The organism is Micromonospora sp. SD19 (assembly GCF_054462275.1).
This window is the reverse complement of sequence record NZ_JBTLMN010000017.1, coordinates 16,540-42,834: the sequence shown is the minus strand read 5'-3', so window position 1 is coordinate 42,834 and position 26,295 is coordinate 16,540. Positions and strand designations below refer to the sequence as shown.

Here is a 26,295-nt window from a genome sequence, read left to right as displayed (position 1 = left end):
ACGGGGGTCGGGGGCTACCGGTCAGCCGGTGGGATCCGCCAGAGCCAGACGTCGTCGACCCGCTGCGGTTCGCCGAACAGGGCGGTGGCGGTACGCCGCAGAGCCTCCTCGTCCACCTCGAACTTCGCGCCGTGCACCTGGTCGGCGAGCACCACCGTCTCGATGCGCCAGTGCCGCAGGTCCGACTGGACCTCCCGGATCGACCCGTCGGTGATGATGGGAACCAGCCCGGTCCGGCCGGCCTGGTCCATCAGGGCGCTCAGGGTGCGCGGCACCGGACCGATCCGGCCCCGCCCGTCCGGCCCGCCGGGGCCGAGGAAGAAGCCGCCCGGAATGGCGAACTCGCCCTGCCGGTGCGACAACGCGTACGCCTGCCACCGCTGGCCGTCCGGGTAGATGTCCACGGTCAGCGGCAGCGGGGTCAGCACCCCGTCGGGTGACACGTACTCCCGCCAGGTGCCGGAGGTGATGAACTCCGGGATCGGCTCCCGCTCGTCGGTCAGCAGCGGGGTGGGCAGCAGCGGCGCCAGGGCCACCACGAAACCGACCAGCCAGGCCAGCTCCGTGGAGCGGTGCCGCAGTGGTGCGGCGCGCAACTGGTCGATCGTGTACGCCAGCAACAGCCCCACCACCGGCGCGACCACCAGCGCCAGCCGGGCCGGTAGCGCGGCATTCACCACCGGCAGTTGTCCGAGCAGGTCGAACGGCATGGGGAGGTCGGTGCGTCGGCCGTCGACCTTGGCGACCGGACCGAAGGAGAGCACCGTGAAGATCAGTGCGACGACGCCCAGCGCCCAGAGGGTGGCCCGGCCGTGCGCGTCGGCCCGACGCCAGAGCGCGATGAAGCAGACCACTGTGAGCACCAGCAGCGGGATGCCGAAGAACGAGTTCTCCTCGGTCGGGTTGGGTGCCAGCGAGGTGCCCAACCCGACCTCGCCGGCCAGCGAGCGGCGCGGGAAGGCGGCGAACGCCGCGATGTCCTCGGAGTGGATCACCGGGTCGAAGCCGGTGCCGTGGAACCGTTGTGGCCCGGCGAAGTGCAACCACAGCGGGTACGACAACAGCACCCCGGCGACCACCGCGGTCACCCCGAGCCCGCGCAGGAAATTGGGCAGCGCGGCGCGCGCCTCGGCCCGGTTGGCCGGGTGCAGCGCCCAGATGGCGACGAACACGCCCAGCGCCAGCGCGGTGAAGAAGAGCCCCTCGGCGGCGATCGAGAAGGCCACCGCGACCAGCACGCCGAGGATCACCCCGTCGCGGAGCCAGTGCCCCGGGCGGCGCAGCGCGAACAGCCGCCAGATCAGCAGCGGCACCAGCCAACCGGCGGTCCAGTTCAGGTGCGCGTTGGCGTGCGACACCATGCCGGGGGAGTAGGCGATGAACAGCGCGCCCACCCCGGCGGCCAGGTGGCTGCGGACCAGGTGCCGCGACAGCAGCCAGTACCAGGCCAACGCCGTGGCGAGCAGGTTCAGGGTGAGGATCACCAGGAACGTGGCCGGCGGCCCGATGAGGTACGTGAGCGGGGCGAAGACCACCGCGTACACGGTGACCGTCGTGTTGACCGCGAGGTTCACGCCGTCCGGGACGTTGATCAGGTAGGTGAAGAGCGGGTTCTCCCCGTGGGTGACCGCGTGCCCGCCGAAGGCGAGCAGCCACTCGAACAGCGCCTGGTCACTGGAGTTGACGGTGATGGTCCGCACGTTCGGGTCCCGCCACAGCCCACTGGTCACCCAAACGGCGAGCGCGAGCGCCACCAGCACGACGATCAGGTCGGCCCGGCGGTTCCGGACGGCGCGCGGCGGTGACGCGGGTGCGGGCCCGGTGGCCAGCGACGGGGAGGACGGCACGCAGCGGACGTTACCAACCGGACCTGGACGGGCCGGTCAGACCTGCAAGGACGGGACCGTTGGGGACGGATTAGGTCCGCCTCGTCGATGGTTCGGCGTACACAGCGTCCGTCGTGAATGTGTGAGTGTGCGCCATGTCATGGCGGCGACACACCGTCGTAACGTCTCGGCAACTCGACCGTGACCCAGTTCACAGTCCGCCCCCTCAGGAGGCCGCCGTGCGCCGCTCCTCGTCCATCCTCACCCGGCTGCTCGGTGCGGTCGCCGGGGTCGCCCTCGCCGCCGCGGGCGTGGTCGCCCTCGCCGCACCCGCCCAGGCCGCAACCCTCACCCAGGTCACCGGTTTCGGCTCCAACCCCGGCAACCTCGCCATGTACGCCTACCGGCCGGACAACCTGCCGGCCAACTCCCCGGCCGTCGTCCTGCTGCACGGGTGCGTCCAGAACGCCTCCGGCTACTTTGCCAACTCCGGCTGGCAGAAGTACGCCGACCAGTGGAAGTTCGCCCTGATCGTCGCCCAGCAGCCGTCCGGCAACAACGCCAACTCCTGCTTCAACTTCTTCGAGGCGGGCGACACCACCCGAGGCCAGGGCGAGGCGCTGTCGATCAAGCAGATGGTCGACCACGCCAAGGCGAACTTCGGGGTGAACGGCTCCCGGGTGTACGTCAGCGGGCTCTCCGCGGGCGGGGCGATGAGCGCGGTCATGCTCGCCACCTACCCGGACGTCTTCGCCGCCGGGTCGATCATCGCGGGTATCCCGTACCGCTGCGCCACCAGCATGGTCAACGCGTTCAGCTGCATGAACCCGGGTGCGGACAAGACCCCGGCCGCCTGGGGCGACCTGGTCCGTGGCGCGTACTCCGGCTACACCGGCCCGCGCCCCCGGGTGGCGATCTGGCACGGCACCTCGGACACCACCGTCACCCCGCTCAACGGCACCGAGTCCCGCGACCAGTGGACCAACGTCCGGGGCGTGTCGCAGACCCCGACCAGCACCTCGTCGCTGCCCGGCAACACCAGCCTCGAGGTGTACGGCAACGACGACGTGCGGCTCTACCGGATCTCCGGGATGGGCCACGGCACCCCGGTCGACCCGGGCTCCGCAGCCGAACAGTGCGGCACCGCCACCGCGTACTTCCTGGACACCATCTGCTCGACGTACCGTGACGCGCTCTTCTTCGGTCTGAACGGTGGCGGCACCAACCCGACCCCGACCCCGACCCCGACGGCCACCCCCACCCCCACGCCGACCCCGACCGTTACCCCGACCCCCACGCCGACCACTGCGCCGGTCTGCGTGACGGCCAGCAACTACGCGCACGTGACGGCCGGTCGGGCGTACCAGTCCGGCGGCTACGCCTACGCCAACGGCTCCAACCAGCGGATGGGCCTCTACAACACCTTCTACACCACCGCCCTCAAGCAAACCGCCCCCAACCACTGGGTGATCGGCTGCTGACCTGACCCCCCACCCCTGTTGATCAAGAGGTTTGCGTCATCCGGAAGCCGGAATCTGACGCAAACCTCTTGATCAACGGGGGCGTCAGCGTGGGATCAGGTCAGCCGGGCCAGGACCGGCGCGAGAGGCTCCAGCGCGGCCTCGCGAACCACGAACCGGGTCACCCCCCAGCGCCGTTCATGCTCGGCGACCGCCGTGATGATCTCGTCCACCGTGCCGATCAGCACGAACGGAGTGGTCACCAGTTCGGCGACGGTCATGCCGTTGCGCCGGGCCTGTTCCGCGGCGGCAGCCTCCGCGTCGTCGGTGACCATCACCGTCTGCACCAGCGCCTCCAGTGCCGGCGGGTCGGCCCGGCCGGCTGCGCCGTCGGCCACGCAGGCCAGCTGCGCCTCGATCTGGTTGGTCCGCCAGCGAGCCTCATGCTGGTGGCCGTCGGCGAGGGTACGTCCGAACCCGGTCAGCCCGACCACGTCGGCGTGCGCGCCGGCCCACCGCAGCAGGGCCGAGTTCGCCGTACCCATCGTGAGCGGGATCCGTTCCTGCACCGGCCGGGGTTCGCGCAGCACCGCCTCGCGCATCGTCAGCTCGGCCGTGTCGACGGTGACCCGGGCCCCGTCGAGCAGGGCGCGGACCGCCTCGGCGACGGCCACGCAACGACGGACCCGACCGGCCACGTCGGGGCGTTCCCGGCCCACGGCGCGCCACTCCATTGGGGTGTGACCGGCGCCGACACCGAGCCGGGCCCGTCCACCGGAGATCAGATCGAGGGTGGCCACGTCGGCCGCGAGCAGCATCGGTTCCCGTACGCCGAGGTTTGACACGTACGAGCCGAGCCCGATCGTCGAGGTGACCGGGGCGGCGGCGGCCAGCGCCACGAACGGTGACGTCACGTCGCCAGGGTGGTCGGCGGCGAGCAGGGCGTCGAAGCCGGCGGTCTCGGCCCGGCGGGCCAGCTCGGCCCAGCTCGCCGCGTCGGTCGGGGTGGCCTGGAGGGAGAAAGTCGCCATCGGTCCAGCTTCGGCCCACGCCGGCCCCCTGACCGCCGATTTCTGCCGAGGGCCGAACCACCCAGGGTGGGGCGGGGCGAAGCCCCACCCCGCCGCCCCTGTTGATCAAGAGGTTTGCGTCATCCGGAAGCCGGAATCTGACGCAAATCTCTTGATCAACGCCAATGGTGGCGGGGTGGGTGGGTGGGGGTGGGTTAGGGGGTGGGGGTTAGGGCTGCTTCTAGGGCTTGGGGGAGCGTGGGGTGCTGGTAGGGGTAGGCGGCTCGGGCTAGGACGCCGGGCAGGACGCGGGTGCTGGTGAGGGCCTCGTGGGCGAAACCGCCGAGGACCATCTTGAGCGCCAGCGCGGGGATCGGGATGATCGCCGGGCGGTGCAGCTGCCGGGCCAGTTCGCGGGTGAACTCGGCGTTCGTCACCGGGTTCGGCCCCACCACGTTCACCGGGCCGGCGATGTCGTCGTGGTCGAGCAGGAAGCGGGTCGCGTCCAGCCAGTCGGCCATCGAGATCCACGGCAGCCACTGCCGGCCGCTGCCCAGCCGGCCGGCGATACCCAGCTTGAACGGCAGCAGTTGCGGCTTGAGCAGCCCGCCCTCGCGGTCCAGTGGCAGGCCGGTCCGCAGCCGCACCACGCGTACCCCGGCGTCCTCGGCCGGCCGGGTCGCGGCCTCCCACACCCGGCAGACGTCGGCCAGGAAGCCCTCGCCGGCCGGCGCGTCCTCCTCGACCGCCCGGTCGCCGGTGTTGCCGTACCAGCCCACGGCCGATGAGTTGAGCAGCACCCGGGGCCGGTCCGCGGTGGGCAGCCCGGCGATGGTGGTCGCCAGCGTGGTGGTGCTGTCCACCCGGCTGGTGCGGATCAACCGGCGGTAGTCGTCGTTCCAGCGCTTGTCGCCGACGCCCGCCCCGGCCAGGTTGACGACCGCGTCGGCCTCGGCGACGACTGCCGGGTCGAGCTGCCCGGCGGCGGGGTCCCACTGCCGCTGCTGCGAGTCGCGCGGCGACCGACGGACCAGCCGGGTGATCTGGTGCCCGTCGGCGGCGAGCCGGTCGGCCAGCCGGGTGCCGAGGAAGCCGGACGCGCCGGCCAGAAGGATCCGCATACCCCCATCTTCGTCGAGAACGCCGCCGACGGATGCGCGGGGCGGCCGACGTCACCGGCTGTGGGACGGACCGGCGAGGAAATTTGCGGGACCCGCCATACGGCGCGGAGTACGCAGGTCAACGGGCCTCCCAGCGGCCGAAAAAGGCTACCGCGCGCATTCGGTGATTGCCGCGTTTCCGCAGGTCAGAGCAAACGTGAACGCGGTGTTCGCGATTGCTTCCCGCATCGATATGGCTGACCATGAGCCATCCGGGAGCACCCCCGAAAGGCGGGGTCGGCTCACCGTGCCCACCGTCGGGCGATCCCTGAGGAGGAACCATGCCGATCCTGGTGAGCGGAGCGACCGGGACCGTCGGAGGCAGCCTGGTCCGGCAACTGGTGGCCGCCGGCCACGACGTACGCGCACTGACCCGCGACCCGGCGTCACCGGCGGCCGCCGCGCTGCCCAGCGGGGTGGAGGTGGTGGCCGGCGACTTCGCCAGGCCCGACACGCTGGCACCGGCGCTGCGCGGCGTGACGCGTATGCACCTGGTCGCGATGGATGGGTACGGGCCGCTGACCACCGGCGCGGAGATCCTGGAGCTGGCCCGGAAGGCTGGCGTCCGTCGGGTCACCCACCTCGGGCACAACGATCCGAGCCGGGCCGACGACGACCCGCTGGAGGCACCGCACCGGCCGCTGCACCGGGCGGTCGAGACCTCGGGTCTGGAGTGGACGCACGTGTTTCCCGGCGAGTTCATGGCGAACACCAGGGAGTGGGCGCACACCATCCGGGCCGAGGGGGTGGTTCGGGCGCCCTTCGGTGACTGGAACAGCGCCCTGGTCCACGAGGCCGACATCGCCGCGGTCATCATGGCCGCGCTCATCGAGGACGGCCACGCCGGCCGGGTGTACCAGCCGACCGGGCCGGAGCCGGTCCGCCGCCGGGACGCGGTCCAGATGATCGGCGAGGCGATCGGCCGTCCGGTGCGGTTCGACGAGCTGACCCCGGAGCAGGCCCGGGACTACTGGAAGGACACCTATCCCGCGGAGGTCATCGAGTGGTTCCTGGAGATGGGCCGGTACGTTGACGGCAACGCCTGGGTCGCCCCGGACGTCGAGCAGGTGACCGGCCGCCCCGGGCGCACGTTCCGGCAGTGGGCCGCCGAGCACGCGGACGACTTCCGGTGACGGCACCCGGGGCGTGGACCGGCCCGGTGGTCAGGCCGCGGGGGCCGGGCGCAGGTCGGCGAGCAGTCGCTCCACCTCGGCGTACGACTCGGAGCTCAGCGGGCCCAGTTCCAGGGTGGCCAGGTTCTCGTCGGCCTGGGCCACGGTGCGTAGGCCGGGGATCGGCACGGTACGGGGGCTGCGCGCCAGCAGCCAACCGAGCGCGCCCTGCGCGAGGGTGCGCCCGTCGGCGGTGAGCGCCGCGCGGACCTCGTCGACCCGGGCCGCCCAGCGCGGCGTCGGCCGGCCGTCGGTGAACCACTCCAGCCATTCCGGTGCCCGCCCGCGCACATCGTCCGTCCCGACCGCCCGGGTCGATCCGGTGAGCAGCCCCATCGCCAACGGCCCACGGTTGAGGCTGGCCAGGTCGTGTGTGTCGCAGACCGCCAGCACCGCCGCGTTGTCGCGCAGCACCGACTCGTCGTGCTGGATCGCGGCGCAGTGCGGGCCGGCAGCCGCGAACGCCTCCGCCGAGGCGGGGTCGTCGGTGCTCCAGCCGTACGCCCGGATCTTGCCCTGGTCGACCAGGCCCTCCAGGGTGTCGATCAGATCGAGCGCGGCGGGCACCGGCAGGTCGTTGAGGTGCAGTTGGTAGAGGTCCACGTAGTCGGTGCCGAGCCGGCGCAGCGAGTCGTCCAGGCTGCGCACCGCGAAGGCCGGGCTGGCGTCGGTGCCGAGCGCCCGCCGGGTGCTCTCCTCGCTGACGTTGCCGAACTTGGTGGCGATCACCACGCTGTCCCGTCGCCCGGCCACCGCTTGACCGAGGATCCGTTCGCTGTGTCCGGCGCCGTAGTTGCTGGCGGTGTCGAACAGGGTCACCCCGAGTTCGAGCGCCCGGTGGATGGTGCGGATCGACTCGGCGTCGTCCACTTCACCCCAGCCGAACGGCTGCCCGTCGTCACCCCAGAGCGGGCCGCCGATGGCCCAGCATCCCATTCCGATAGCGCTCACCGTGACGCCGCTGCGTCCCAGCGTCCGTGTCGTCGTCATGGCACCAGCCTCCAACCTGGAGCGCGCTCCAGGTCAAGCACTAGCATCTCGCGACATGAGCGGTTACGCCCCCTCGGAGGCCGCCCGCCGCAGCGGCTTCAGCCTGGACACCCTGCGGTACTACGAGAAGATCGGCCTGCTCGCCGACGTGGAGCGGACGGCGGGCGGGCAGCGGGTCTTCACCGACGACGATCTCGGCTGGTTGGAGCTGTTCCGGTGCCTGCGCGACACCGGGATGCCGATCGCGCAGATGCGCCGATACGCGCAACTGGCCCGCGACGGTGACCACACCGTCGACGAGCGCTGTGCACTGCTGCGAACCCACGCGGTGCGGGTCGAGGAGCAGATGGGCCTGCTCCAGCGCCAGTACGAGCATCTCCGGGAGAAGATCCGCTACTACGAGCGGCTGCCCGGCCCGCCGTCGACGTGACGGTGGCAGGGCCCGGCAGTCGCGCCGGTGTGGCGGCGTCCCGGGGTCGGTGACACCGCCACATCGGCGCTCCGGAGTCGATCACGGCTCAGCTGGGCGGCGCGGTCAGGCCGAGGAGTTCCTCGGCTGTCCCGGCTCGACCGGTGAGCGCGTTCAGGGCGGTGACCAGACGCTTCTCCTCGTAGCGGAAGTGCGATTCGAGCAGGGCGGCCAACCCGTCCAGCTCACCGCGCACCTGCTCGACAGGCACCGCGTCGCCGCCGGCCAGTAACGCCTCGACCCGCTCCAGGATCCCGGCCACCACCTCGTGGTCGGTGATCAGGTTGTCGATGACCGGGCGCAGTTCGGGGACCTGCTCGGCCAGCAGCCGGAACGCGCCCGCGTCCTCGCCGGTGTGGTGTCGCCCGAGCGCGGCGCAGAAGGTCAGGCAGTGCGCCCGCAGGTGCCGTGACGGGGTGCCGAGGTCGGCCCTGAGCCGGGCCAGTTCCGCGCTGAGCCAGAGGTGGATCTCGATCATTTGATTGCCGACGGCGGCGAGCCGGTCGGCCGGTGAACCGTTTGGGTGCACGTGAGTCCCATGCTGTCCCCGCGCCTCCATGCCCACGGCGGCCTTCGTGCCGGGTGCACCGCGACGCTGCGCCGGAGTCTATCCCGATCGGACCGGCCGGCGGCGGCCCGCGCCGGGGAGCGGCAGTGGTCACGGAGTGGTCGGCTCGTCGGTCTCCCGGACGTCGTGCCAGCGCGCCCGCCAGCCGGCCTCGTGGGCCTCGTGACTGGTCCGTTCCTGGAAGACGGCGGCCCGCAACGCGTGCCGGGATTGGGACATGACCATCACCTCCACGGCCACCAGTGCCACGCAGATCACTGTCGCGAGGGTGAGCGCGCCCAGCGCTGGCAGGTGCTGGCCGACCGGGAGGGCCGCGGTGAGCACCAGGATGACGCCGATGCGGGTCCACGTGACGGTGTGCAGGGTGCGCAACTGAAAGAGCAGGTTGACGGCGAAGTAGCAGATCAGCCCGCCGAACAGCATCGGCACCGCCGGCCCCTCGACCTTCTCCGCGATCCCGCCGGCCGGGTCGGTGATCTTGTGGAGGATCTCCTCGTTGCCGATCGAGAAGAGGATCACCCCGGCGATCATCGGCAGGTAGAGGTACGCGTACGCGTCGCGGGCCATCGCCACCCGGGGGGCACCCTCCGCCGCGTGCAGGGCGATCCGGGCGGCCGGCCCGATGAAGTCGAAGTGCGCCCACCAGAGGCCGGCGGTGACCACGATGCCGAGCGCGGCGGCGGCCACCGCCGGCCAGGTGACCGGCTTGCCGAGCAGGTTGCCGCCCACCCCCGTAGAGATGATCGACTCGCCCAGCGCGATGATCAGGATGAGGTCGTAGCGTTCCGTCCAGTGCTCGGCGCTGGTCACCCCCCAGCCCCAGGTCCCGACGATGAAGCCGGTCGCGTACTGCACCACCACCACGGTGATCCACAGCCCGTCGCGGACCATGGCGGCCTGGTCGGGGTCGGTGATCTGCGGTGGGATGAGGGCGGCAGCCAGCAACAGCACGATGCTCACCGTCAGCTCCGGTGCGAACCGCCGCAGTTGCCGCCGCTCCTGTGGGCTGTCCCGCACCACATGCTGATAGAGGATCATGTGCACGGCCCGGACCACGACGTAGCTGATGGCCACCAGCATCGGGCCGGCGGCGCTTCCCTTCGGGTCGCTGAACGCCTGCGGAAGCGCCAGGGCGAACGCGAACAGGGCGACCATCGCGATCACCATGAGCACCGGGACGTAGCCCTCGCCGAGCCGGACCCGGGTGGCGACCAGGCTGTGCACCACCCAGATCCACCAGAGCACGGCGAGCACCAGGGCGGCGTGCAGCAGTTGCCGTCCGGAGATGTTCGCCGCGGTCGCCCGGGTGATGATGAAGAACGAGAAGACGAAGACCAGATCGAAGAAGACCTCGAACTTGTCCACCCGGGCCCCGGGAGCGATCGGCACGGCCGGTCCCAGCTGTCCACCCCGCCGGTAGCCGCCCACGTCCCAACTCTGGCAGCGTTCGGGCTGGTCGGAGGGTCGAACGGCGATGGCGACGGGTCCCGCGTTACCTCCGGCCCGGGTCGGGGAAACACCGGGACCGCGGCCTCCCGCAGCGGGCCGGCCGGTCCGCCCCACCCGGACAAGGATGGACAATGACGACGAACAATCCGATCAGCACTCCGTTCGCTCATCACTCCACGGCGATGGACGTGATCAAGGGCGTGGACCTCGTCGGGCGGCGGGCGGTCGTCACCGGCGGGTCCTCCGGCATCGGCGTGGAGACCGCCCGCGCCCTGGCCAGCGCCGGCGCCGAGGTCACCCTCGCGGTCCGCAACCCCGACGCCGGGCAGAAGGCCGCCGACGACATCACCGGCACCACCGGCAACGACCGGGTCCTGGTCGCCCCCCTCGACCTCGCCGACCAGGATTCGATCGCCGATTTCGTGGCCAACTGGGACGGCCCGCTGCACATCCTGGTCAACAACGCCGGCATCATGGCCGCACCCCTGTCCCGGACCCCGCAGGGCTGGGAGATGCAGTTCGCCACCAACCACCTGGGGCACTTCGCGCTCGCCACCGGGCTGCACCGGACCCTCGCGGCCGCCGACGGGGCCAGGATCGTCTCGGTCAGCTCCGCCGCCCACCTGCGCTCACCGGTGGTCTTCGACGACATCCAGTACGACAACCGGGAGTACGAGCCGTGGCAGGCGTACGGGCAGTCCAAGACGGCCAACGTGCTCTTCGCCGTGGAGGCGACCCGGCGCTGGTCCGACGACGGCATCTACACCAACTCGCTGATGCCCGGCGCGATCCAGACCAACCTGCAGCGCTACGTCAGCAAGGAGGAACTGGACCGGATGCGGGCGGGCAACGCGGCGGCCTGGAAAACCGTCGAACAGGGTGCCGCCACCTCGGTGCTGGTCGCCGCGTCACCGCTGCTCGACGAGGTGGGTGGGCGCTACTTCGAGGACTGTCAGCAGGCTGCCCCCGCCCAGCCCGGTGGGCGAACGGGCGTCGCCGAGTACGCGCTGGACCCGGAGGCCGCCGAGCGACTCTGGCAGGTCTCGACCGCCCTGCTCAAGGGCTGAGCAGCCCAACGCAAAGGGCGCCCCGGTCGACGACCGGGGCGCCCTTTCGGCGTTCAGGCGGATCAGGCCAGGCCCAGCTCCGACTCGAAGTTGCCGCCCTCCAGCCGCTCCTTGACCGCGGTCAGGAAGCGGGCCGCGTCGGCGCCGTCGATCAGGCGGTGGTCGTACGACATGGCCAGGTAGACCATCGACCGGACCGCGATGACCTCGCCCAGCTCCGGGTCGTTGACCACGACCGGACGCTTCACCACGGCGCCCGTGCCGAGCATCGCCGACTGCGGCGACGGCACGATCGGCGTGTCGAAGAGCGCGCCCCGGCTGCCCGTGTTGGTCAGCGTGAAGGTCGCCCCGGCCATCTCGTCTGGGGTGATCTTGTTGTTCCGGGTGCGCTCGGCCAGGTCGGCGATCCGCTTGGCGATGCCGCCCATGTTGAGGTCACCGGCGTTGTGGATGACCGGCACGAGCAGCCCGCGCTCGGTGTCCACGGCGATGCCGAGGTGCTCCGCGGCCGGGTAGGTGATCGTGCCACCGTCCAGGTCCATGCTGGCCTGGATGATCGGGTGGGTCTGCAGCGCCTCGATGGCGGCGAGGGCGAAGAACGGCAGGAAGGACAGCTTCACGCCGTGCTTGGCCAGGAACGAGTCCTTGGCCTGGGCCCGCAGCTTGGCGACCTTGGTGACGTCGACCTCGACGACAGTGGTGAGCTGCGCCGTCTCGTGCAGCGACTGCTGCATGCGCTTGGCGATGGTCGCCCGGATCCGCGGGAGCTTCTCCGTGGTGCCCCGCTTCGCGCTGGGCTGCGGCTTGGCGGCCGGCTTCGGTGCGGGCGCCGACGGCGCGGCGGTCGGCTGTGCCGCCGGAGCCGGCGCGGCCTTGGCGGCCTTGGCCTTCTCGGCCGCGTCGAGGACGTCCTGCTTGCGGATCCGGCCACCCACGCCGGTGCCGTTCAGTGCGGCCAGGTCGACGCCGTGCTCGCTGGCGAGCTTGCGCACCAGCGGAGTCACGTACCCGGCGGCCTCCTCGCCGCCACCCGGCGCCGGGGCGGACGGACGCGGCGGCGTCGAGGTGGCAGCGGCCGGCTGCGCGGCCTGCTCGGTCTTGGCCGGCTGCGCCGAGCTCTCGGTCTCCGCGGCGGGCTCGTTGTACGACATGCCGGGGGTCGGCTCCTCGACCTTCGGCTCCGGCTTCGGCTCGGCCTTCGGCGCCGGCTTGGCCTCCGCCTTCGGCTCGGGCTTCGGCTCCGGCTTGGCCTGGGCGGGGGCTCCGCCGGCGGCACCGATGATCGCCAGGTCGGCGCCGACCGCTGCGGTCTCGTCCTCGGCGACCTTGATCTCCAGCACCGTGCCGGCGACCGGCGACGGGATCTCGGTGTCCACCTTGTCGGTGGAGACCTCCAGCAGCGGCTCGTCGACCTCGATGGTCTCGCCGACCTGCTTGAGCCAGCGGGTGACAGTACCCTCGGTGACGCTCTCACCCAGGGCCGGCATCTTCACCGGGGTGCCCTCGCCCGACGAGGCGGCGGCCGGAGCCGGCTCCTCGGCCGGGGCCTCGTCCTGGGCGACCTCGTCGGCGGTGCCCTCGGCGGCGGCCGTCGGCTCGGCGGCCGGCTCGACCGCCTCGGCCGGGGCCTGCTCCTGCCCGGCGGTCTCGCCACCGCCGGTCGATTCGCCCTCACCGGCGATGACGGCCAGCTCGCTGCCGACCTCGGCGGTCTCGTCCTCGCCGACCACGATCCGGCTCAGCACGCCCGCAGCGGGCGACGGGATCTCGGTGTCGACCTTGTCGGTCGAGACCTCGAGCAGGGGCTCGTCAACCTCGACCGTGTCGCCCTCCTGCTTGAGCCAGCGAGTGACGGTGCCCTCGGTGACGCTCTCGCCGAGCCGGGGCATGGTGACCGATACCGGCATTTTCTGAGACTCCTTCATTCCCCTGGTGGGATCTTCGCCCGTCGCCGGACGCCGCGGTTTGGATGATCAGGCGTGCGAGTGCAGCGGCTTGCCGGCGAGGGCCAGGTGCGCCTCGCCCAACGCCTCGTTCTGGGTCGGGTGGGCGTGCACGAGCTGGGCGACCTCCGCCGGGTACGCCTCCCAGTTGTAGATGAGCTGCGCCTCACCGATCAGCTCACCCACCCGGGCGCCAACCATGTGGACGCCGACCACCGGGCCGTCGTTGACCCGGACCAGCTTCACGAAACCGGTGGTCTTGAGGATCTGGCTCTTGCCGTTGCCGCCCAGGTTGAAGTTGAGGGCGGTGACCTTGTCGGCGCCGTACTGCTCCTTGGCCTTCGCCTCGGTCAGGCCGACCGACGCCAGCTCCGGGTCGCAGTAGGTGACGCGCGGGATGCCGGCCTCGTCGATCACGGCCGGGGTCTGCCCGGCGATCTCCTCGGCCACGAAGATGCCCTGCTGGAAGCCGCGGTGGGCGAGCTGGAGGCCGGGCACGATGTCGCCGACCGCGTAGACGTTCGGCACGCTGGTACGCAGCCGCTCGTCGGTCAGCACGTAGCCGCGGTCCATCTTGACGCCCTGCTCCTCGTACCCGAGGTTGGCGGTGTTCGGGCCGCGACCGACGGCGACCAGCAGCAGCTCGGCCTCGACGGTCTCGCCGCCCTGGATGGTCAGCTTGACGCCGTTGTCGGTCTTCTCGACCTTCTCGAACGGCTTGCCGACCTTGAAGTTGATCTTACGCTTGCGGAACGCCCGCTCCAGCGCCTTCGACGACTCCTCGTCCTCGGCGGCGACCAGCCGGGGCAGCGCCTCGACGATCGTCACGTCCACACCGAAGGACTTCCACACGCTGGCGAACTCGACGCCGATCACGCCGCCACCGAGCACGATCACCGACGACGGCACCCGGTCCATCGTGAGCGCGTGGTCGCTGGTGATGATCCGCTCGCCGTCGACCTCCAGGCCGGGCAGGCTCTTGGCGTACGAGCCGGAGGCCAGGACGATGTTGCGGCCGGTGTAGCGCTTGCCGTCCACCTCGACGACGTTCTTGCCGACCAGCTTGCCCTCGCCGGCGACGAAGGTGATGTTCTTCGAGCCGCCCACCAGGCCCTGCAGGCCCTTGTAGAGGCGGGAGATCACGCCGTCCTTGTACGAGTTCACGCCGGCCATGTCGATGCCGATCAGCTCGGCCTTGACGCCGAACTGCTCCGACTCGCGGGCCTGGTCGGCGATCTCCGCCGCGTGCAGCAGGGCCTTCGTCGGGATGCAGCCGTTGTGCAGGCAGGTCCCGCCGAGCTTGCCCTTCTCGATCAGGGCGACGGAGAGGTCAAGCTGGGCGGCGCGCAGGGCCGTCGCGTAGCCGCCGCTGCCACCTCCGAGAATGACGATGTCGAAGGTCGCTTCGTTCGGCTCGCTCACGTCCAACTCCCAGGTCGCGTCGCTGCATCGGGGGTCACAGGGGTGTAACACGGACACACCCCACCTCGGTCATCTTGTCACCACTGAGCACAGGGTGCGTACTGAGGTGCCCAACGACACGTCATCGACACGTACCCTTGGCACCGTTGTCGATGACGCACGGTGGGGGAGAGATCCGGTGGGGTTGTTCCGGCGCCGCAAACAGGCGGCTGTGCCGAGCCGTGACCGTGCCGCCGATCGTGGCGATCTGGACCATCTGGAGAACTTCATCCGGAGTCGGCCCGGCGTCGAGGCGTTCATCGAGCCGCGGACGACGGTGACGGAGACCACCGTCATCCTGATCGCCGACGACGGGGAGTGGACCCGCCGCCGGATCGACGGGCCGGACGGGGCGCGACGCTTCGCGTACCGGATGGGCATCCCGGTGTACGACGTCCGGCTGATGGGCTACCCGCAGCGGATGCGCGACTTCAACGAGCGCCGCAAACGCCGCCCCGAGCGGTACTGAGAAGGGGCCCCCGGCGCCGACCGGAGGCCCCCTCGATGTCCGTCGCGTCAGCCGTTGGCGGCGACGTCCTCGACGAGCTGCACCAGGGTGCGGACCGGAACGCCGGTGCCGCCCTTGGTCCAGTAGCCGGTCGGCTCGCCCGAGTGGTAGCCCGGCCCGGCGATGTCGATGTGCGCCCAGGCCACGTCGTCGGCCACGAACTCACGCAGGAACACGCCGCCCTGCAGCATGTGACCGGCCCGGTCCATGCCGGCGTTGACCTGCGAGATGTCCGCCACGTCCGACTCCATGCCCTTACGGACGTCGTCGGGCAGCGGCATCGGCCAGGCCGGCTCGCCGACGGCGTCGCCGGCCACCTTCACCCGGTCGCACAGCTCCGGGGTGCCCATCACGCCGGCCACCCGCTTGCCCAGCGCGATGACCTGGCCGCCGGTCAGGGTGGACGTCTCGAACAGGTAGTCGGTGCCGTCGGCGCAGGCGCGGGCGATGGCGTCGCCCAGGATCATCCGGCCCTCGGCGTCGGTGTTGAGCACCTCGACCCGCTTGCCGTTGAACATGGTGATCACGTCACCCGGCCGGTAGCTGGTGCCCGATGGCATGTTCTCCGCCATCGGCAGGTACGCGCTGACCGCCACCGACGGCTTCAGCGCGGCGATCGCCAGCATGGTCGCGCCCACCGCGGCGGCGCCCGCCATGTCGGACTTCATCTCCCACATGCCCTGCGCCGGCTTGATCGAGATGCCGCCGGTGTCGAAGGTGATGCCCTTGCCGACCAGCGCGACCCGCTTGCCGTTGCCGCCGCCCTGCGGGGTGTAGGTCAGCTTCACCAGCCGCGGCGGGGCCTCCGAGCCCTGCCCGACCGCGACGATGCCGCCGTACCCGCCGGCGGCCAGCGCCGCCTCGTCCAGCACCTCGACGTCGAGACCCGCCTCGCGCGCCGCGCTCGCCACCGCGTCGGCGAACGACGGCGGACGCAGCTGGTTCGGCGCGGTGTTCACCCAGTCCCGGCTGAGCCGGACCGCGCCCGCCACCGCCTGCGCCCGGGCGACCTCCGCCTGGGCGTCCGCGTCGCCGGCGTCCGGCACCGCGATGAGCACCTCGGCCACCGGCTCCCGCCGGGTCGGCTGGGGCCGGGTCTTGTACCCGGCGAACCGGTACCCACCCAGCAACGCCCCCTCGGCGACCGCCCGCAGCTCGGCCGACGCGTCCGCGTCATCCGGCAGCGGCAGCGCGAGCGCGACAGTGCGCGCGCCGGCCAGGGCCCGGATCGCGGCACCGGCGGCCCGGCGCAGCGTCTCCGGGGCCGGTGCGGCGCCCGACGGCTCCGGGCCGAGCCCGACCGCGGTGACCAGCGGGGCGGTCACGGTGCCCAGGGTGGCCAGCTTGATGACCTCACCCGGCCCGCCGGTCGCGCCGAGCAGCGCGAGCGTCTCGGTCAGCTTGCCGTCGAACGCGGCCGCGATGCTCTCCGCGCCGCTGGCGAGCAGCAGGGTGCCGGCGAGGCCGCTGGTGGCGCCCTGCTCTCCGGTCTGGCTGTGCACGCCGATCACGATCGCGTCGACGGCGAGCTCGGCCGGGTCGGTGTCGACCAGGCTCAGGTTGGTGGTGCGGGGTGAAGTCACTGAAGCTACTCCGGGCGGGCCGGGCCGGTCGCGGCGTCGCGTACCAGCGGTGAAGGTCTCCGGCGGAACCTACCTGCCGGACGTCATGGCTGTCCCGCCGACGGCGCCAGCGGGCTCCCGCCGATGCTAACCAGCGGCGTTGCCCCCGGTAAGTTGCCACCCATGACCGACGTGACCTCCGACGCCGCCGCGACCCGGCTGCGCCGTTCCCCGCTGCACGAGCGGCACACCGCCGCCGGAGCCAAGTTCGCCCCCTTCGGGGGCTGGGAGATGCCGCTGGAGTACGCCGGCGGGGGAGTGCTCAAGGAGCACACCGCGGTGCGTACGGCGGTCGGGGTCTTCGACGTGTCGCACCTGGGCAAGGCCCGGGTGAGCGGCCCCGGCGCGGCCGGCTTCGTCAACTCCTGCCTCAGCAACGACCTGGGCCGGATCGGCCCGGGCCGGGCGCAGTACACGCTCTGCTGCGACGACGCCACCGGCGGCGTGGTGGACGACATCATCGCCTACCTCTACGCCGACGACCACGTCTTCCTCATCCCGAACGCGGCGAACACCGCCGAGGTGGTACGCCGGTTGCGCGCCGCCGCGCCCGCGCAGGTGACAGTCACCGACGAGCACGAGGCGTACGCGGTGCTGGCCGTGCAGGGTCCCCGCTCGGCCGAGTTGCTGGCCGCCCTGGACCTGCCCACCGAGCACGGGTACATGAGCTTCTCCGCCGCGAGCCTGGCCGGGGTGGAGCTGACCGTCTGCCGTACCGGCTACACGGGCGAGTTGGGCTACGAGCTGGTGGTGCCGGCGGAGCACGCGGTAGCGGTCTGGGACGCGCTCTTCGCCGTCGGCGCGACGTTCGGGCTGCGCGCCTGCGGGCTGGCCGCCCGGGACACGCTGCGCACCGAGATGGGTTACCCGCTGCACGGGCAGGACCTCTCCCTGGACATCAGCCCGGTGCAGGCCCGCTCCGGCTGGGCGGTCGGTTGGGACAAGCCGGCCTTCTGGGGCCGCGACGCGCTGCTCGCCGAGCGGGCCGCCGGCCCCCGGCGGACGCTGCGCGGCCTGGTGGCCGTGGACCGGGCCATCCCGCGCCCCGGCATGACCCTGCACGTGGGTGACGTCCAGGTCGGCACCGTGACCAGCGGCACCTTCAGCCCGACGAGGAAGCAGGGCATCGCCCTGGCCCTGCTCGACACCGACGCCAACCTCGCGGACGGTGCCGAAGTCGAGATCGACATCCGAGGCCGCCGAGCCCCCCTGACCCTCACCAAACCCCCCTTCGTAACCCCCTCAGTGAAGTAACCCCACCCGCCTTCAGCGTTGATCATGAGGTTGACGGGCCATTTGGAGATCAACGGCCCCGTCAACCTCATGATCAACGCCAATTCGGCGGGGGTGGGAGGGGGCGGGGCGGGGGTTAGGGGGTTTGGGGTTTGGGGGGTTCGCCGGAGTCCAGGACTGCCTGGGTCCAGCCGCCTTCGATGACGCCTGTCGCGTCCAGGACGGCCCAGTCCACTACGTCGGAGGTCTCCACCACCACCGGGGCTCCGATGCGGACGCTCTGGTCGGTGTTGGCGTCGCTGGCGCTCACGCCCACGATCCGCTCCGGGACCTCCCACGAGGTGACGCCCGCCCAGACGTACTCCGGGCCGTCGTCCCCGGGCAGGCCGTACTTCACCACCAGCTGCGACTCGGTGGGGAACCGACCGGCGACGAACCGGGCCCGCGCGTCACCGAGCGCGGCCCGGGCGGTGGCGACCGCACGGCTCATCGCGTCACCGGAGCGTGCGTAGCGCACGTCCGGCTGGATGCCGGAGAACAGCGTGGCGCAGGCGGCGGCGTAGTACCGCCCGTCCGGGCCGGGATGCCCGGCCGGCGGGCGCAGGCTGAGGAACGAGTCGGCCTCCGGGTCGGTCGCCGGGTCCAGTTCGAGGCGGAGCAGCACCGGGGCGGTGGCACCGTGCTGCTCCGGATTGCCGTACGCCACGGCGATGTCGTGCCCGGTGACCGTCGCCAGCACCGGCAGCTGCACGAACGCCGGCACCTCCTCGCCGGTGAGCCCGTCGGTCCAGTCCCGCAGCAGCCGGCGGGCCGCCCCGGTCATCACCGCACCCCAGGCGCGGGTGAGGTGGTCGGGCACCCCCTGGGTCTGCAACTCCAGCAGGCCGAAGCGGCGCAACCCCTTCGTGGTGAACCACAGGCCCTCGGTGTCCGAGGAGTACGGCACCAGCACCCAGTCGACGAGCCGGATGCGGCCCTGCTCGTCCGGGAGGGACCGCAGCGCGGTCGCCGGGTCGAGGAACTGCAGACCGAAGACGTCCACCACGTCGCTGTCGACGGATTCGGCCACGGCCGCCGCGACCGCCCGGGCGGCCCACTCGTGTGCCGGCGGCCAGCCGGGTCGGTACTCGGCCTGGACGACCACCAGGTGCGTCGCCGCCGCCAGCCGGGCCAACTGCTCCTCGGTGGCGCCGAACGCGGTGAGCAGGTCCGGCGGCAGTTCGGGAAACTCGGCGATCGGCCGGGTGTCGACGCTCATCAGCGGGCTGTCGAGCATCTGCCGGGCCAGCCCGTGCACCGGCTCGGCGAGCCGGCCGGTCAGGGCCGCCACCGCGGTCTTCGCACTGACCTTCGGCAGCCCCGTCATCGGCACCAGGTAGGTCGCGCTGAGCGACTCCGGCACCGGTACGGGCAGGAAATCGTCAGTGATGAGCATGGTGGGATCCCCCGGTGGCCGTGCCGGTGTTGTCGAGGCGAACGCTACCCGGCTCGCCGTGCCCGGTTCAGCCGGACAGCACCAGACCCAGGTAGACCAGCGCGGTGACCACCTCGACGGTCGCGCCGAGGACGTCGCCGGTGATGCCGCCGAGCCGGCGTACCACGTGGGTGAGCAGCGCCAGCGCGACGGCGATCGCGGCGACGACGGCCAGCGGCCCCTGCCACGGACGGCCCGGCACCGCGGGCACCGCCAGCAGCACGACGGCGACCGCGCCGGCGGCCACTGCCACCGGGCCGACAGTGCCGGCGACCAGCGCGCCCAGCCCGTCGGGCCGGGCCGCCGGAACCCCTCGCCGGCAGGCCACCGTGACACCGAACCGCCCGGCCGCGGTCGCCGCGACCACCGCCGCGAGCGCAGCCGGCCAGGACCGGCCCGCCAGGTCGGCGAGCGCCGCCGCCTGCACCAGGAGTACGACCACCAGGGCGACCACCCCGAACGGGCCGACGTCCGGCTTCTTCATGATCTCCAGGGCGGCCGCGCCGCGCCGGTACGAGCCGAGCGCGTCCACGGTGTCGGCCAGCCCGTCCAGGTGCAGCCCTCGGGTGAGCAGTGCGGCGACGCCGACGGTGACGCCGGCCGCCACCAGCGGGGGAGCGAGCGCGCCGGCCAGCAGCAGCACACCGGCCAGCAGGACGCCGAGCAGCGCGCCGACCACCGGGGCGAGGGTCATCGCGGTGCCGGCGACCGGGCGATCGATGCGCCCGGCCCGCACCGGCAGCGTGGTGAACGTGGTGACTGCCAGCCGGGCTCCCGCGAGCAGTCGTGGCTCAGCCGGCACGCAGGCCCGACGCTGGCTGATCGTCCGTCCCGGTGCTGGCCGGGCCCGGCCCGGCCGGCACCGGCTCGGCGAAGTCGGGCTCGGTGACGTCCGGCTCGGTGAGGTCCGGGTCGGCGTAGCTCGGGTCGGTGGACTCCGGCTCGTCCCCGGCCGGGTCGGTGTCGTCACCGCCAGCCAGCGACGGGTGCACCGGCAGCGCGGCGGCCAGCGCCAGCACCGAGCGCAACAGCGGCAGCGCGACCAGCGCGTTCGCGCCCTCGCCGAGATCCAGCCGCAGGTCGAGCAGCGGGGTGAGGCCCAGCACGTCGGCGGCGAGCCGCACGGCCGGGTGCCCGCCGTGGTCGGCCAGCAGGCACCAGTGCCGGGCCTGCCCGGCCAGGTCCCGGCTCACCATGCCGGCGGCCAACCCGACCGGCCCGTCGAGCAGCACCGGCACCCGGCGGGCGGTGGCGCCGAGCAGCACGCCGGTGGCCACCGCCACGTCGCCGCCGCCCAGCTCGGCGAGGATGTCCTTGGCGCCACGTGACGAGCGGCGGGTGCGGTGCAGCGCGTCGCGGACCGCCGCGCAGCGGGTCATCCACGCCGCGTCGTCGATCTCGCCGGAGTCGGTGATCACCCGGCCCAGCACGGCGGGCGGCTCCGCGCCCGCGGTCGCCGCGAGCACCGCCGCGGCCGCCGCCTCGGTGCCGGCGCCGCACGCCCCGAGCACCAGCAGCTGTACGCCGGCGTCGGCGGCCTGTTCGGCCAACCGCCAGCCGTAGCGCAGCGCGGACTCCACCTGCTCCGGCGTGAGGGCCGGCTGGTCCTCGATCGGCGCGGCAGCCGGGGTGTCCACCACCTGCAGACTGGCGCCGCTCTCGGCGGCCAGCCGGGCCAACGCGCCCTGGCCGGCGCGGGCCTGCGCGGCGCGGCGCGCCGACTCACCGGCGACGGTGCCGGCCGACGCCCCACCGGCGTGGTCGCCGTGCAGCAGCAGCACCCGCACCGAGCCCCAGGCGGCCGGCGTGGAGGTGCCCTGGGTGGCGGCGGCGAAGCCCACCACCCGGTCCAGCACGCCCAGCCCGGCGCCCGGTACGTCCAGGGTGGCCAGCCGGTCCACCGCCTGCGGGCCCGCGTACTCGTCGGGCATCGGCAGTTCCATGCCGGGCTGGATGACCAGCCCGGTGGCCACCATCGGCAGCGCCATTGTCGGTGCGGCCCACGCGTCGCCCGGTTCCGGCGTCGGGGTGGCCGGCGGCGTGTGGGTCAGCACGTCGGGCAGCTGCACCTCGGGGGTCGGCTCGGTGTCGGCCAGGCTCGCCGCGACCGGCGCGGTGCCGGCGGCCGTCGCCGTGGTCACGGTGGCGGCCGGTTCGGTGGCGGGGGCGGCCGGTTCGGTCGCGGCGGCCACCGACTTGAGCCAGACCGGCTGGCCGGCGACGACGAGCACGACCGCGTCGCAGGCATCGGCGACCGCGCGGTTGGCCGCGCCCAACGCGTCGGTGAACGCCCGGCCCAGCGGGGTGGTCGGCACCAGCGACAGCCCCACCTCGGGGCTCACCAGCACCACCCGGGCGGCGCACCCACGGATCGCCTCGGCCAGCTCGGCGATCGTCGCCACGTCGTCGGCGGGTTGGTGGTCGGGGTCGAGCAGCACCGTCACCCAGCCGCCGAGGTCGTCGACGAGCACCGTCTCGTTGGTCTCGGCGGACGCCAGCACGTCGGCCAGCCGGCGCGGGTCCTCGGTGGTCTCCTCGGTGGTCCAGCTGCCCGGCCGACGGGCGCGGTGCGCCGCCAGCCGGGTCGCCCACTCGGTGTCCTCCGGGTCGCCCTCGGGCGCGGTGGCGACGTAGCGGACCACCGGCGCGTCGGTGACCAGGGACTCGGCGAACTCGGACTTGCCGGACCGGATACCGCCGAGCACCAGGACCGTGTTCCACCCGTCTACGGACATGCCCGTACCTTAAGGCCGCCCGGGCTCGCGGTGCCTGCCGGCCCGGTGCTCGCCGTCGTTCAGTCGCAGTGTTCGAACCCGCTGCCGTAGCTGACCCCGCCGGTGGAGCCGCCCCACTTGACGCACGTCCCGGCGGCGCTGGCCCGCACCGGCCCGGCGTAGTAGTCGAAGGACCCGCTGTCGGTGCTGCGGGCCCGACCCTGCACCTCCAGGTACGCCGAGGCCGCCGACTTCGCGCCGACCGCGGTGTCCTTGAGGGTGACCACGCAGTTGGTGCCGGTGCCCGCGTGGTACAGCAGGAAGACCCGACCCTTGCGCTGCCCGTCGCCGCCGGTCAGCGTCGCCGAGTCGATCACCTGGTAGCCGCTGCCGCACGCCTGGGCGGCGGTGTACGGGTTGGGTCGGCTGGACGGAGTGCGGCTGGGCGTGGGTCGGCTGCTGGCGGTGGCGGTCGGCGGGTCGCCCGGCATCGGGGTGCGGGCGGGGTTGCCGCTGGTCGACGCGTCGACGGGGGAGCCGGACGGGCCGGCCGTCGCGGTGCGGCTGGCGCTCGGCGTCGTGCTGGGCCGAGGCCCGCTGGTCGTCGCGTCTCCGGGCGGCAGCGGAGCGTCGGCGACCGTCGCCGATTCGCCGGCCAGCGCGGGTGGCTGATCCATTGAACCCGACTTCGCTTCGGGTCGAAGCGCCACCACGGCCACCGCGACGACGAGCGCGACGAGAGCGACAGCACCTGCCCCGACCAGCAGCGGACGACGGCGGCCCGATGGCCCGCTCCCGAGCGCGTCCTCCCGGGTCGGCTTCGGCTCGGTCGTCGCTTCGCTCGCCGGTGGGCGTAGAGCGGCGGGCCCTGCCGACACCGACCCGGCGGGCGGCGTCGCCGCGACCGACGGTGCGGAAGCCAGGCCGGCTGGCGGAAGGGGAGTCGGGCCGGCCGGCGGAACGGAAGTCGGGACGGCGGAGGCCGCGACGCCCGGGGTCGGAGCGGCCAGCGCCCACGGTGGGCGGGCAGAGACCGGGATGCTCGCCAGGGTGGCGTCGCGGGCATCGGCGGCGGCAGCGGCCAACTCAGCGGCGCTGCCGAACCGGTCCTCCGGACGCTTGGCCAGCGCGCGGGCCACCACGGCGGCGACCGCCGGCGGAGTGTCCGCCGGTAGCGCCGCCGGGTCCTCCTGGGCGTGCCGCAGCGCCACCGCGAGGGGATTGTCACCGTGGAAGGGCGGCTGCCCGGCAAGGCAGAAGTACGCCACAGCGCCGAGCGCGTAGACGTCGGTGGCGGCCGAGACGGGCTGCCCGGTGGCCTGCTCGGGGGACATGTACGAGGCGGTGCCGAGCACCATGTTCGCGGCGGTGAGCCCGGCCATGTGCCGGGACCGGGCGATGCCGAAGTCGACGAGCACCACGGTGCCGTCGGCCTTGACCAGCAGGTTGCCCGGCTTCACATCCCGGTGCACGATGCCGGCGAGGTGGGCGGTGTGCAGCGCGTCCGCGGCCTGGGCCAGCACCGACATGGTGGTGGCCGGATCCAGCCGCCCCACCGCGCGCACCCGGGCGGACAACGGCTCGCCCTCGACGTACTCCATCACCAGGTAGTCGACCTGGCTGCCGTCGTCGAGCACCGCCTGCCCCACGTCGTGCACCGGGACCACGCCCGGGTGCCGCAGCGCGGCGAGCATCCGCGCCTCGGCCCGGAACCGGGTGGTGAACTCCGGATTGGCGACCAGCGACGGCAGCAGCACCTTCACCGCGACCTCGCGTTCCAGCAACACGTCCGTGCCGCGCCAGACCGCGCCCATCCCACCTGTCGCCACCCGCTCGCCCAGCCGGTACCGGTCGCCGAGCAGCACTCCCCGCGTCAACACCGAGCCACCGTACCGGCCGGCGTCAATCGGATTGATCCACCCCGTGGGTTCCCTGCCGGGGCGAGCGAGCGGCCGTTGCGCGCCGGGCCGACTACGCTGGCGGGGGTTCGTCCCACGGGGACTTCAGCGGCGAGGGGAGACGCGGCATGGCGTGGAGCTGGCGGTACGAGGGCACTGACGGTCAGACGGTCGAGGGGCCGGCGGAGTCGTTCGGCAGCCAGGCCGACGCCGAATCCTGGATCGGTCAGACCTGGCGGGAGCTCGCGGCGTCCGGCGTCACCTCGGTCGCGCTCGTGGAGGACGACCGGGTGGAGTACCGGATGAGCCTGCTGCCCACGGCCGAGTGATGGCCTACGACCGCCCGGGCGGCGACGGGCTGGTCCTCGGCGTGCCCCGGGCGGCGTTCCGGCCCAGCCCGGTCTTCCTCGGCCTGGTCGCCCTCTTCGCGGTCAGCGGGGTGCTGACCTGGAACGGGTACGGCAACGTCCGGTTCAACGTGTTCCTCTTCGTGGTGTCCGGCTGGCTGGTGTCGCTCTGCCTGCACGAGTACGCCCACGCGGTGGTGGCCTACCGGGCCGGCGACCGGGACATCGCCCATCGCGGCTACCTGACGCTCAACCCGTTCAAGTACACCCACCCGTTGCTGTCGATCGTGTTGCCGGTGGTGGTCGTGCTGCTCGGCGGCATCGGCCTGCCGGGTGGCGCGGTCTGGGTGGACCGGCACGCCATCCCGGGCCGACTGCGGCACACCCTGGTCAGCCTCGCCGGCCCGGCGACGAACGTGCTGTTCACGCTGGTGTTGGTGGTGGCGGTGCAACTCGGCACCCGGTCGGGTGGCCCGGTGGAGTTCTGGGCCGGGGTGGCGCTGCTCGCCTTCCTCCAGCTCACCGCCAGTGTGCTGAACCTGCTGCCGGTGCCCGGCCTGGACGGCGGCAACATGCTCCAGCCGTGGCTCAACCCGCAGTGGCGCAAGATGTACGACCTGTTCGCGCCGTACGGCTTCATCCTGCTCTTCGCGCTGCTGTGGAACCCGCGCATCGGCGGGTGGTTCTTCGACGCGGTCTTCGCGGTCGGTGACCTGCTCGGTCTGCCCTCGTGGCTCTACGCCACCGGCCTGGAGCTGATCCGCTTCTGGCAGAGCTGAGCGGGCCCGGTGACGGGCGGAGCTGAGCGGGCCCGGTGACGGGCGGAGCGCAGCGGGCCCGGCCCGGTCGGCGTGGAGGTTCGCGCCGGCCGGGCCGGAACGGCGTCAGGGACGCTTCGCGGGGGACTCGGTCTTCGCCGGGTTCCGCTCGACGATCGGAGCGATAGCGTCGTCGATCGCCGTGAGCAGGTCGGCGTCGAGCTTCACCCCGGCCGCCTTCACGTTGTCGTGCACCTGGTCGGGGCGAGACGCGCCGATGATCGCCGACGAGACGTTCGGGTTCTGCAGCACCCACGCCACGGCGAGCTGGGCCATGCTGAGCCCGGCCTGCTCGGCGAGCGGCTTGAGCTGCTGGACCCGGGTCAGCACGTCGTCGTTCATGAACCGGGAGATGAACCCCGCACCCGACTTCTCGTCGGTGGCGCGGGAACCGGCCGGCGGCGGCTGGCCCGGCAGGTACTTGCCGGAGAGCACGCCCTGCGCGATCGGCGACCAGACGATCTGCCCGATGCCCAGTTCCTCGCTGGCCGGCACGACCTCGGCCTCGATGACCCGCCAGAGCATCGAATACTGGGGCTGGTTGGAGACCAGCGGGATGTGCAGCTCCCGGGCGAGCGGGTGGGCGGCGCGCAGCTGGTCGGCGCTCCACTCGGAGACGCCGATGTAGTGCGCCTTGCCGGAGTGGACGACGTCCGCGAACGCCTCCATCGTCTCTTCCAACGGGGTGCTGTAGTCGTAGCGGTGGGCCTGGTAGAGGTCCACGTAGTCGGTGCGCAGTCGGCGCAGCGAGCCGTTGATCGACTCGATGATGTGCTTGCGGGACAGTCCACGGTTGTTGCGGCTGGGCCCGGTCGGCCAGTAGACCTTGGTGAAGATCTCCAGGCTTTCCCGGCGCTCGTTCTGCAACGCCCGGCCGAGCACGTCCTCGGCCCGCCCCCCGGCGTACCCGTCGGCGGTGTCGAACGTGGTGATCCCCGAGTCGAGGGCGGCCCGGACGCACGCGAACGCCGCGTCCTCCTCGACCTGCGAACCGTGGGTGATCCAGTTGCCGTACGAGATCTCGCTGACCATCAGGCCGGAACGGCCCAGGTGTCGGAATTCCATGTACCGACCCTAGCCCTAGTGGATCATCATTGGCGACCGAT

The 26,295-nt window shown here is 72.6% G+C and carries 21 protein-coding genes and 1 pseudogene; 8 read left to right on the top strand and 14 right to left on the bottom strand.

Features of this window, described 5'->3' with window-relative positions:
- Window positions 1-14: 14 nt before the first annotated feature.
- Window positions 15-1,847 (bottom strand): DUF2079 domain-containing protein, encoded by a 1,833-nt coding sequence (locus ACX27O_RS32360; RefSeq protein ID WP_458940575.1) that lies wholly within the window; start codon window positions 1,845-1,847, stop codon window positions 15-17.
- Window positions 1,848-2,065: 218 nt separating this feature from the next.
- Between ACX27O_RS32360 and ACX27O_RS32355 the strand changes: the two genes are divergently transcribed.
- Entirely contained in the window at window positions 2,066-3,307 is a 1,242-nt protein-coding gene (locus ACX27O_RS32355; protein ID WP_458940574.1) for an extracellular catalytic domain type 1 short-chain-length polyhydroxyalkanoate depolymerase, read from the top strand.
- Between the two features lie 95 nt (window positions 3,308-3,402).
- Here ACX27O_RS32355 and ACX27O_RS32350 read toward each other — a convergent pair whose 3' ends face one another.
- Window positions 3,403-4,317, bottom strand: a complete 915-nt coding sequence (locus ACX27O_RS32350) for an LLM class flavin-dependent oxidoreductase (RefSeq protein WP_458940573.1) — start codon at window positions 4,315-4,317, stop codon at window positions 3,403-3,405.
- Window positions 4,318-4,511: 194 nt separating this feature from the next.
- Window positions 4,512-5,417, bottom strand: a complete 906-nt coding sequence (locus tag ACX27O_RS32345) for a TIGR01777 family oxidoreductase (protein ID WP_458940572.1) — start codon at window positions 5,415-5,417, stop codon at window positions 4,512-4,514.
- A gap of 320 nt (window positions 5,418-5,737) precedes the next feature.
- Between ACX27O_RS32345 and ACX27O_RS32340 the strand changes: the two genes are divergently transcribed.
- Window positions 5,738-6,589: an NmrA family NAD(P)-binding protein gene (locus ACX27O_RS32340; protein ID WP_458940571.1), complete on the top strand. Its 852-nt coding sequence runs from the start codon at window positions 5,738-5,740 to the stop codon at window positions 6,587-6,589.
- A gap of 30 nt (window positions 6,590-6,619) precedes the next feature.
- On the opposite strand, the gene ACX27O_RS32335 is transcribed toward ACX27O_RS32340, so the two are convergent.
- Complete coding sequence (locus ACX27O_RS32335) at window positions 6,620-7,618, bottom strand: aldo/keto reductase (protein WP_458940570.1); 999 nt, start codon at window positions 7,616-7,618, stop codon at window positions 6,620-6,622.
- Window positions 7,619-7,673: 55 nt separating this feature from the next.
- Here ACX27O_RS32335 and ACX27O_RS32330 point away from each other — a divergent pair, with 55 nt between their 5' ends.
- Window positions 7,674-8,048, top strand: coding sequence for a MerR family transcriptional regulator (locus ACX27O_RS32330; RefSeq protein ID WP_210867064.1), 375 nt, complete (start codon window positions 7,674-7,676; stop codon window positions 8,046-8,048).
- 88 nt (window positions 8,049-8,136) lie between these two features.
- Here the strand turns inward: ACX27O_RS32330 and ACX27O_RS32325 are convergent, their stop codons facing one another.
- Window positions 8,137-8,616, bottom strand: a complete 480-nt coding sequence (locus ACX27O_RS32325; protein WP_030337990.1) for a hemerythrin domain-containing protein — start codon at window positions 8,614-8,616, stop codon at window positions 8,137-8,139.
- Between the two features lie 129 nt (window positions 8,617-8,745).
- Window positions 8,746-10,083, bottom strand: coding sequence for a low temperature requirement protein A (locus ACX27O_RS32320; protein ID WP_458940569.1), 1,338 nt, complete (start codon window positions 10,081-10,083; stop codon window positions 8,746-8,748).
- Window positions 10,084-10,235: 152 nt separating this feature from the next.
- On the opposite strand from ACX27O_RS32320, the gene ACX27O_RS32315 reads away from it, so the two are divergent.
- Window positions 10,236-11,171 carry an SDR family NAD(P)-dependent oxidoreductase gene (locus tag ACX27O_RS32315; RefSeq protein WP_030337988.1) on the top strand — a complete coding sequence of 312 codons (936 nt, stop codon included), beginning with the start codon at window positions 10,236-10,238 and terminating at the stop codon, window positions 11,169-11,171.
- Window positions 11,172-11,233: 62 nt separating this feature from the next.
- Here the strand turns inward: ACX27O_RS32315 and sucB are convergent, their stop codons facing one another.
- Window positions 11,234-13,078 carry a 2-oxoglutarate dehydrogenase, E2 component, dihydrolipoamide succinyltransferase gene (gene sucB, locus ACX27O_RS32310; RefSeq protein ID WP_458940568.1) on the bottom strand — a complete coding sequence of 615 codons (1,845 nt, stop codon included), beginning with the start codon at window positions 13,076-13,078 and terminating at the stop codon, window positions 11,234-11,236.
- Between the two features lie 66 nt (window positions 13,079-13,144).
- On the bottom strand, window positions 13,145-14,536 hold the full coding sequence (gene lpdA, locus ACX27O_RS32305; RefSeq protein ID WP_036412749.1) for a dihydrolipoyl dehydrogenase: 1,392 nt from the start codon (window positions 14,534-14,536) through the stop codon (window positions 13,145-13,147).
- Window positions 14,537-14,714: 178 nt separating this feature from the next.
- Between lpdA and ACX27O_RS32300 the strand changes: the two genes are divergently transcribed.
- A complete protein-coding gene (locus ACX27O_RS32300; RefSeq protein ID WP_387222015.1) occupies window positions 14,715-15,044 on the top strand; it encodes a hypothetical protein in 330 nt (109 codons plus the stop codon).
- 47 nt (window positions 15,045-15,091) lie between these two features.
- Here ACX27O_RS32300 and ACX27O_RS32295 read toward each other — a convergent pair whose 3' ends face one another.
- A complete protein-coding gene (locus ACX27O_RS32295) occupies window positions 15,092-16,666 on the bottom strand; it encodes a leucyl aminopeptidase (RefSeq protein ID WP_377618273.1) in 1,575 nt (524 codons plus the stop codon).
- 162 nt (window positions 16,667-16,828) lie between these two features.
- Between ACX27O_RS32295 and gcvT the strand changes: the two genes are divergently transcribed.
- On the top strand, window positions 16,829-17,959 hold the full coding sequence (gene gcvT / locus ACX27O_RS32290; RefSeq protein WP_387222013.1) for a glycine cleavage system aminomethyltransferase GcvT: 1,131 nt from the start codon (window positions 16,829-16,831) through the stop codon (window positions 17,957-17,959).
- A 115-nt stretch (window positions 17,960-18,074) separates the two neighbouring features.
- Here gcvT and ACX27O_RS32285 read toward each other — a convergent pair whose 3' ends face one another.
- The 4 genes and pseudogenes from ACX27O_RS32285 to ACX27O_RS32270 form a co-directional block, all read right to left on the bottom strand.
- On the bottom strand, window positions 18,075-19,373 hold the full coding sequence (locus ACX27O_RS32285) for a DUF2314 domain-containing protein (RefSeq protein ID WP_458940567.1): 1,299 nt from the start codon (window positions 19,371-19,373) through the stop codon (window positions 18,075-18,077).
- 67 nt (window positions 19,374-19,440) lie between these two features.
- Window positions 19,441-20,214, bottom strand: coding sequence for an adenosylcobinamide-GDP ribazoletransferase (gene cobS / locus ACX27O_RS32280; protein ID WP_458940566.1), 774 nt, complete (start codon window positions 20,212-20,214; stop codon window positions 19,441-19,443).
- Window positions 20,204-22,147, bottom strand: a complete 1,944-nt coding sequence (locus tag ACX27O_RS32275) for a bifunctional adenosylcobinamide kinase/adenosylcobinamide-phosphate guanylyltransferase (RefSeq protein ID WP_387222011.1) — start codon at window positions 22,145-22,147, stop codon at window positions 20,204-20,206. The genes cobS and ACX27O_RS32275 overlap by 11 nt, the downstream gene beginning before the upstream one ends.
- A 386-nt stretch (window positions 22,148-22,533) precedes the next feature.
- Window positions 22,534-24,006: pseudogene (locus ACX27O_RS32270) on the bottom strand (serine/threonine-protein kinase); the annotation flags it as partial.
- Window positions 24,007-24,152: 146 nt separating this feature from the next.
- On the opposite strand from ACX27O_RS32270, the gene ACX27O_RS32265 reads away from it, so the two are divergent.
- Complete coding sequence (locus ACX27O_RS32265) at window positions 24,153-24,353, top strand: hypothetical protein (protein WP_030337978.1); 201 nt, start codon at window positions 24,153-24,155, stop codon at window positions 24,351-24,353.
- The gene (locus tag ACX27O_RS32260; protein WP_030337977.1) at window positions 24,353-25,150 is read left to right on the top strand and encodes a site-2 protease family protein; all 798 of its coding nucleotides are present in this window, start codon (window positions 24,353-24,355) and stop codon (window positions 25,148-25,150) included. Before ACX27O_RS32265 ends, ACX27O_RS32260 begins: the two co-directional genes overlap by 1 nt.
- Before the next feature lie 105 nt (window positions 25,151-25,255).
- Here the strand turns inward: ACX27O_RS32260 and ACX27O_RS32255 are convergent, their stop codons facing one another.
- Window positions 25,256-26,254, bottom strand: coding sequence for an aldo/keto reductase family protein (locus tag ACX27O_RS32255; RefSeq protein WP_030337976.1), 999 nt, complete (start codon window positions 26,252-26,254; stop codon window positions 25,256-25,258).
- Window positions 26,255-26,295 lie beyond the last annotated feature (41 nt).

Coding starts and splice junctions, on each gene's coding strand:
- ACX27O_RS32335 (WP_458940570.1), bottom strand. CDS start 7,618: ATGACGACGACACGGACGCTGGGACGCAGCGGCGTCACGGTGAGCGCT.
- ACX27O_RS32265 (WP_030337978.1), top strand. CDS start 24,153: ATGGCGTGGAGCTGGCGGTACGAGGGCACTGACGGTCAGACGGTCGAG.
- sucB (WP_458940568.1), bottom strand. CDS start 13,078: ATGCCGGTATCGGTCACCATGCCCCGGCTCGGCGAGAGCGTCACCGAG.
- ACX27O_RS32345 (WP_458940572.1), bottom strand. CDS start 5,417: ATGCGGATCCTTCTGGCCGGCGCGTCCGGCTTCCTCGGCACCCGGCTG.
- ACX27O_RS32330 (WP_210867064.1), top strand. CDS start 7,674: ATGAGCGGTTACGCCCCCTCGGAGGCCGCCCGCCGCAGCGGCTTCAGC.
- ACX27O_RS32275 (WP_387222011.1), bottom strand. CDS start 22,147: ATGTCCGTAGACGGGTGGAACACGGTCCTGGTGCTCGGCGGTATCCGG.
- gcvT (WP_387222013.1), top strand. CDS start 16,829: ATGACCGACGTGACCTCCGACGCCGCCGCGACCCGGCTGCGCCGTTCC.
- ACX27O_RS32285 (WP_458940567.1), bottom strand. CDS start 19,373: ATGCTCATCACTGACGATTTCCTGCCCGTACCGGTGCCGGAGTCGCTC.
- ACX27O_RS32350 (WP_458940573.1), bottom strand. CDS start 4,317: ATGGCGACTTTCTCCCTCCAGGCCACCCCGACCGACGCGGCGAGCTGG.
- ACX27O_RS32315 (WP_030337988.1), top strand. CDS start 10,236: ATGACGACGAACAATCCGATCAGCACTCCGTTCGCTCATCACTCCACG.
- ACX27O_RS32260 (WP_030337977.1), top strand. CDS start 24,353: ATGGCCTACGACCGCCCGGGCGGCGACGGGCTGGTCCTCGGCGTGCCC.
- ACX27O_RS32255 (WP_030337976.1), bottom strand. CDS start 26,254: ATGGAATTCCGACACCTGGGCCGTTCCGGCCTGATGGTCAGCGAGATC.
- ACX27O_RS32340 (WP_458940571.1), top strand. CDS start 5,738: ATGCCGATCCTGGTGAGCGGAGCGACCGGGACCGTCGGAGGCAGCCTG.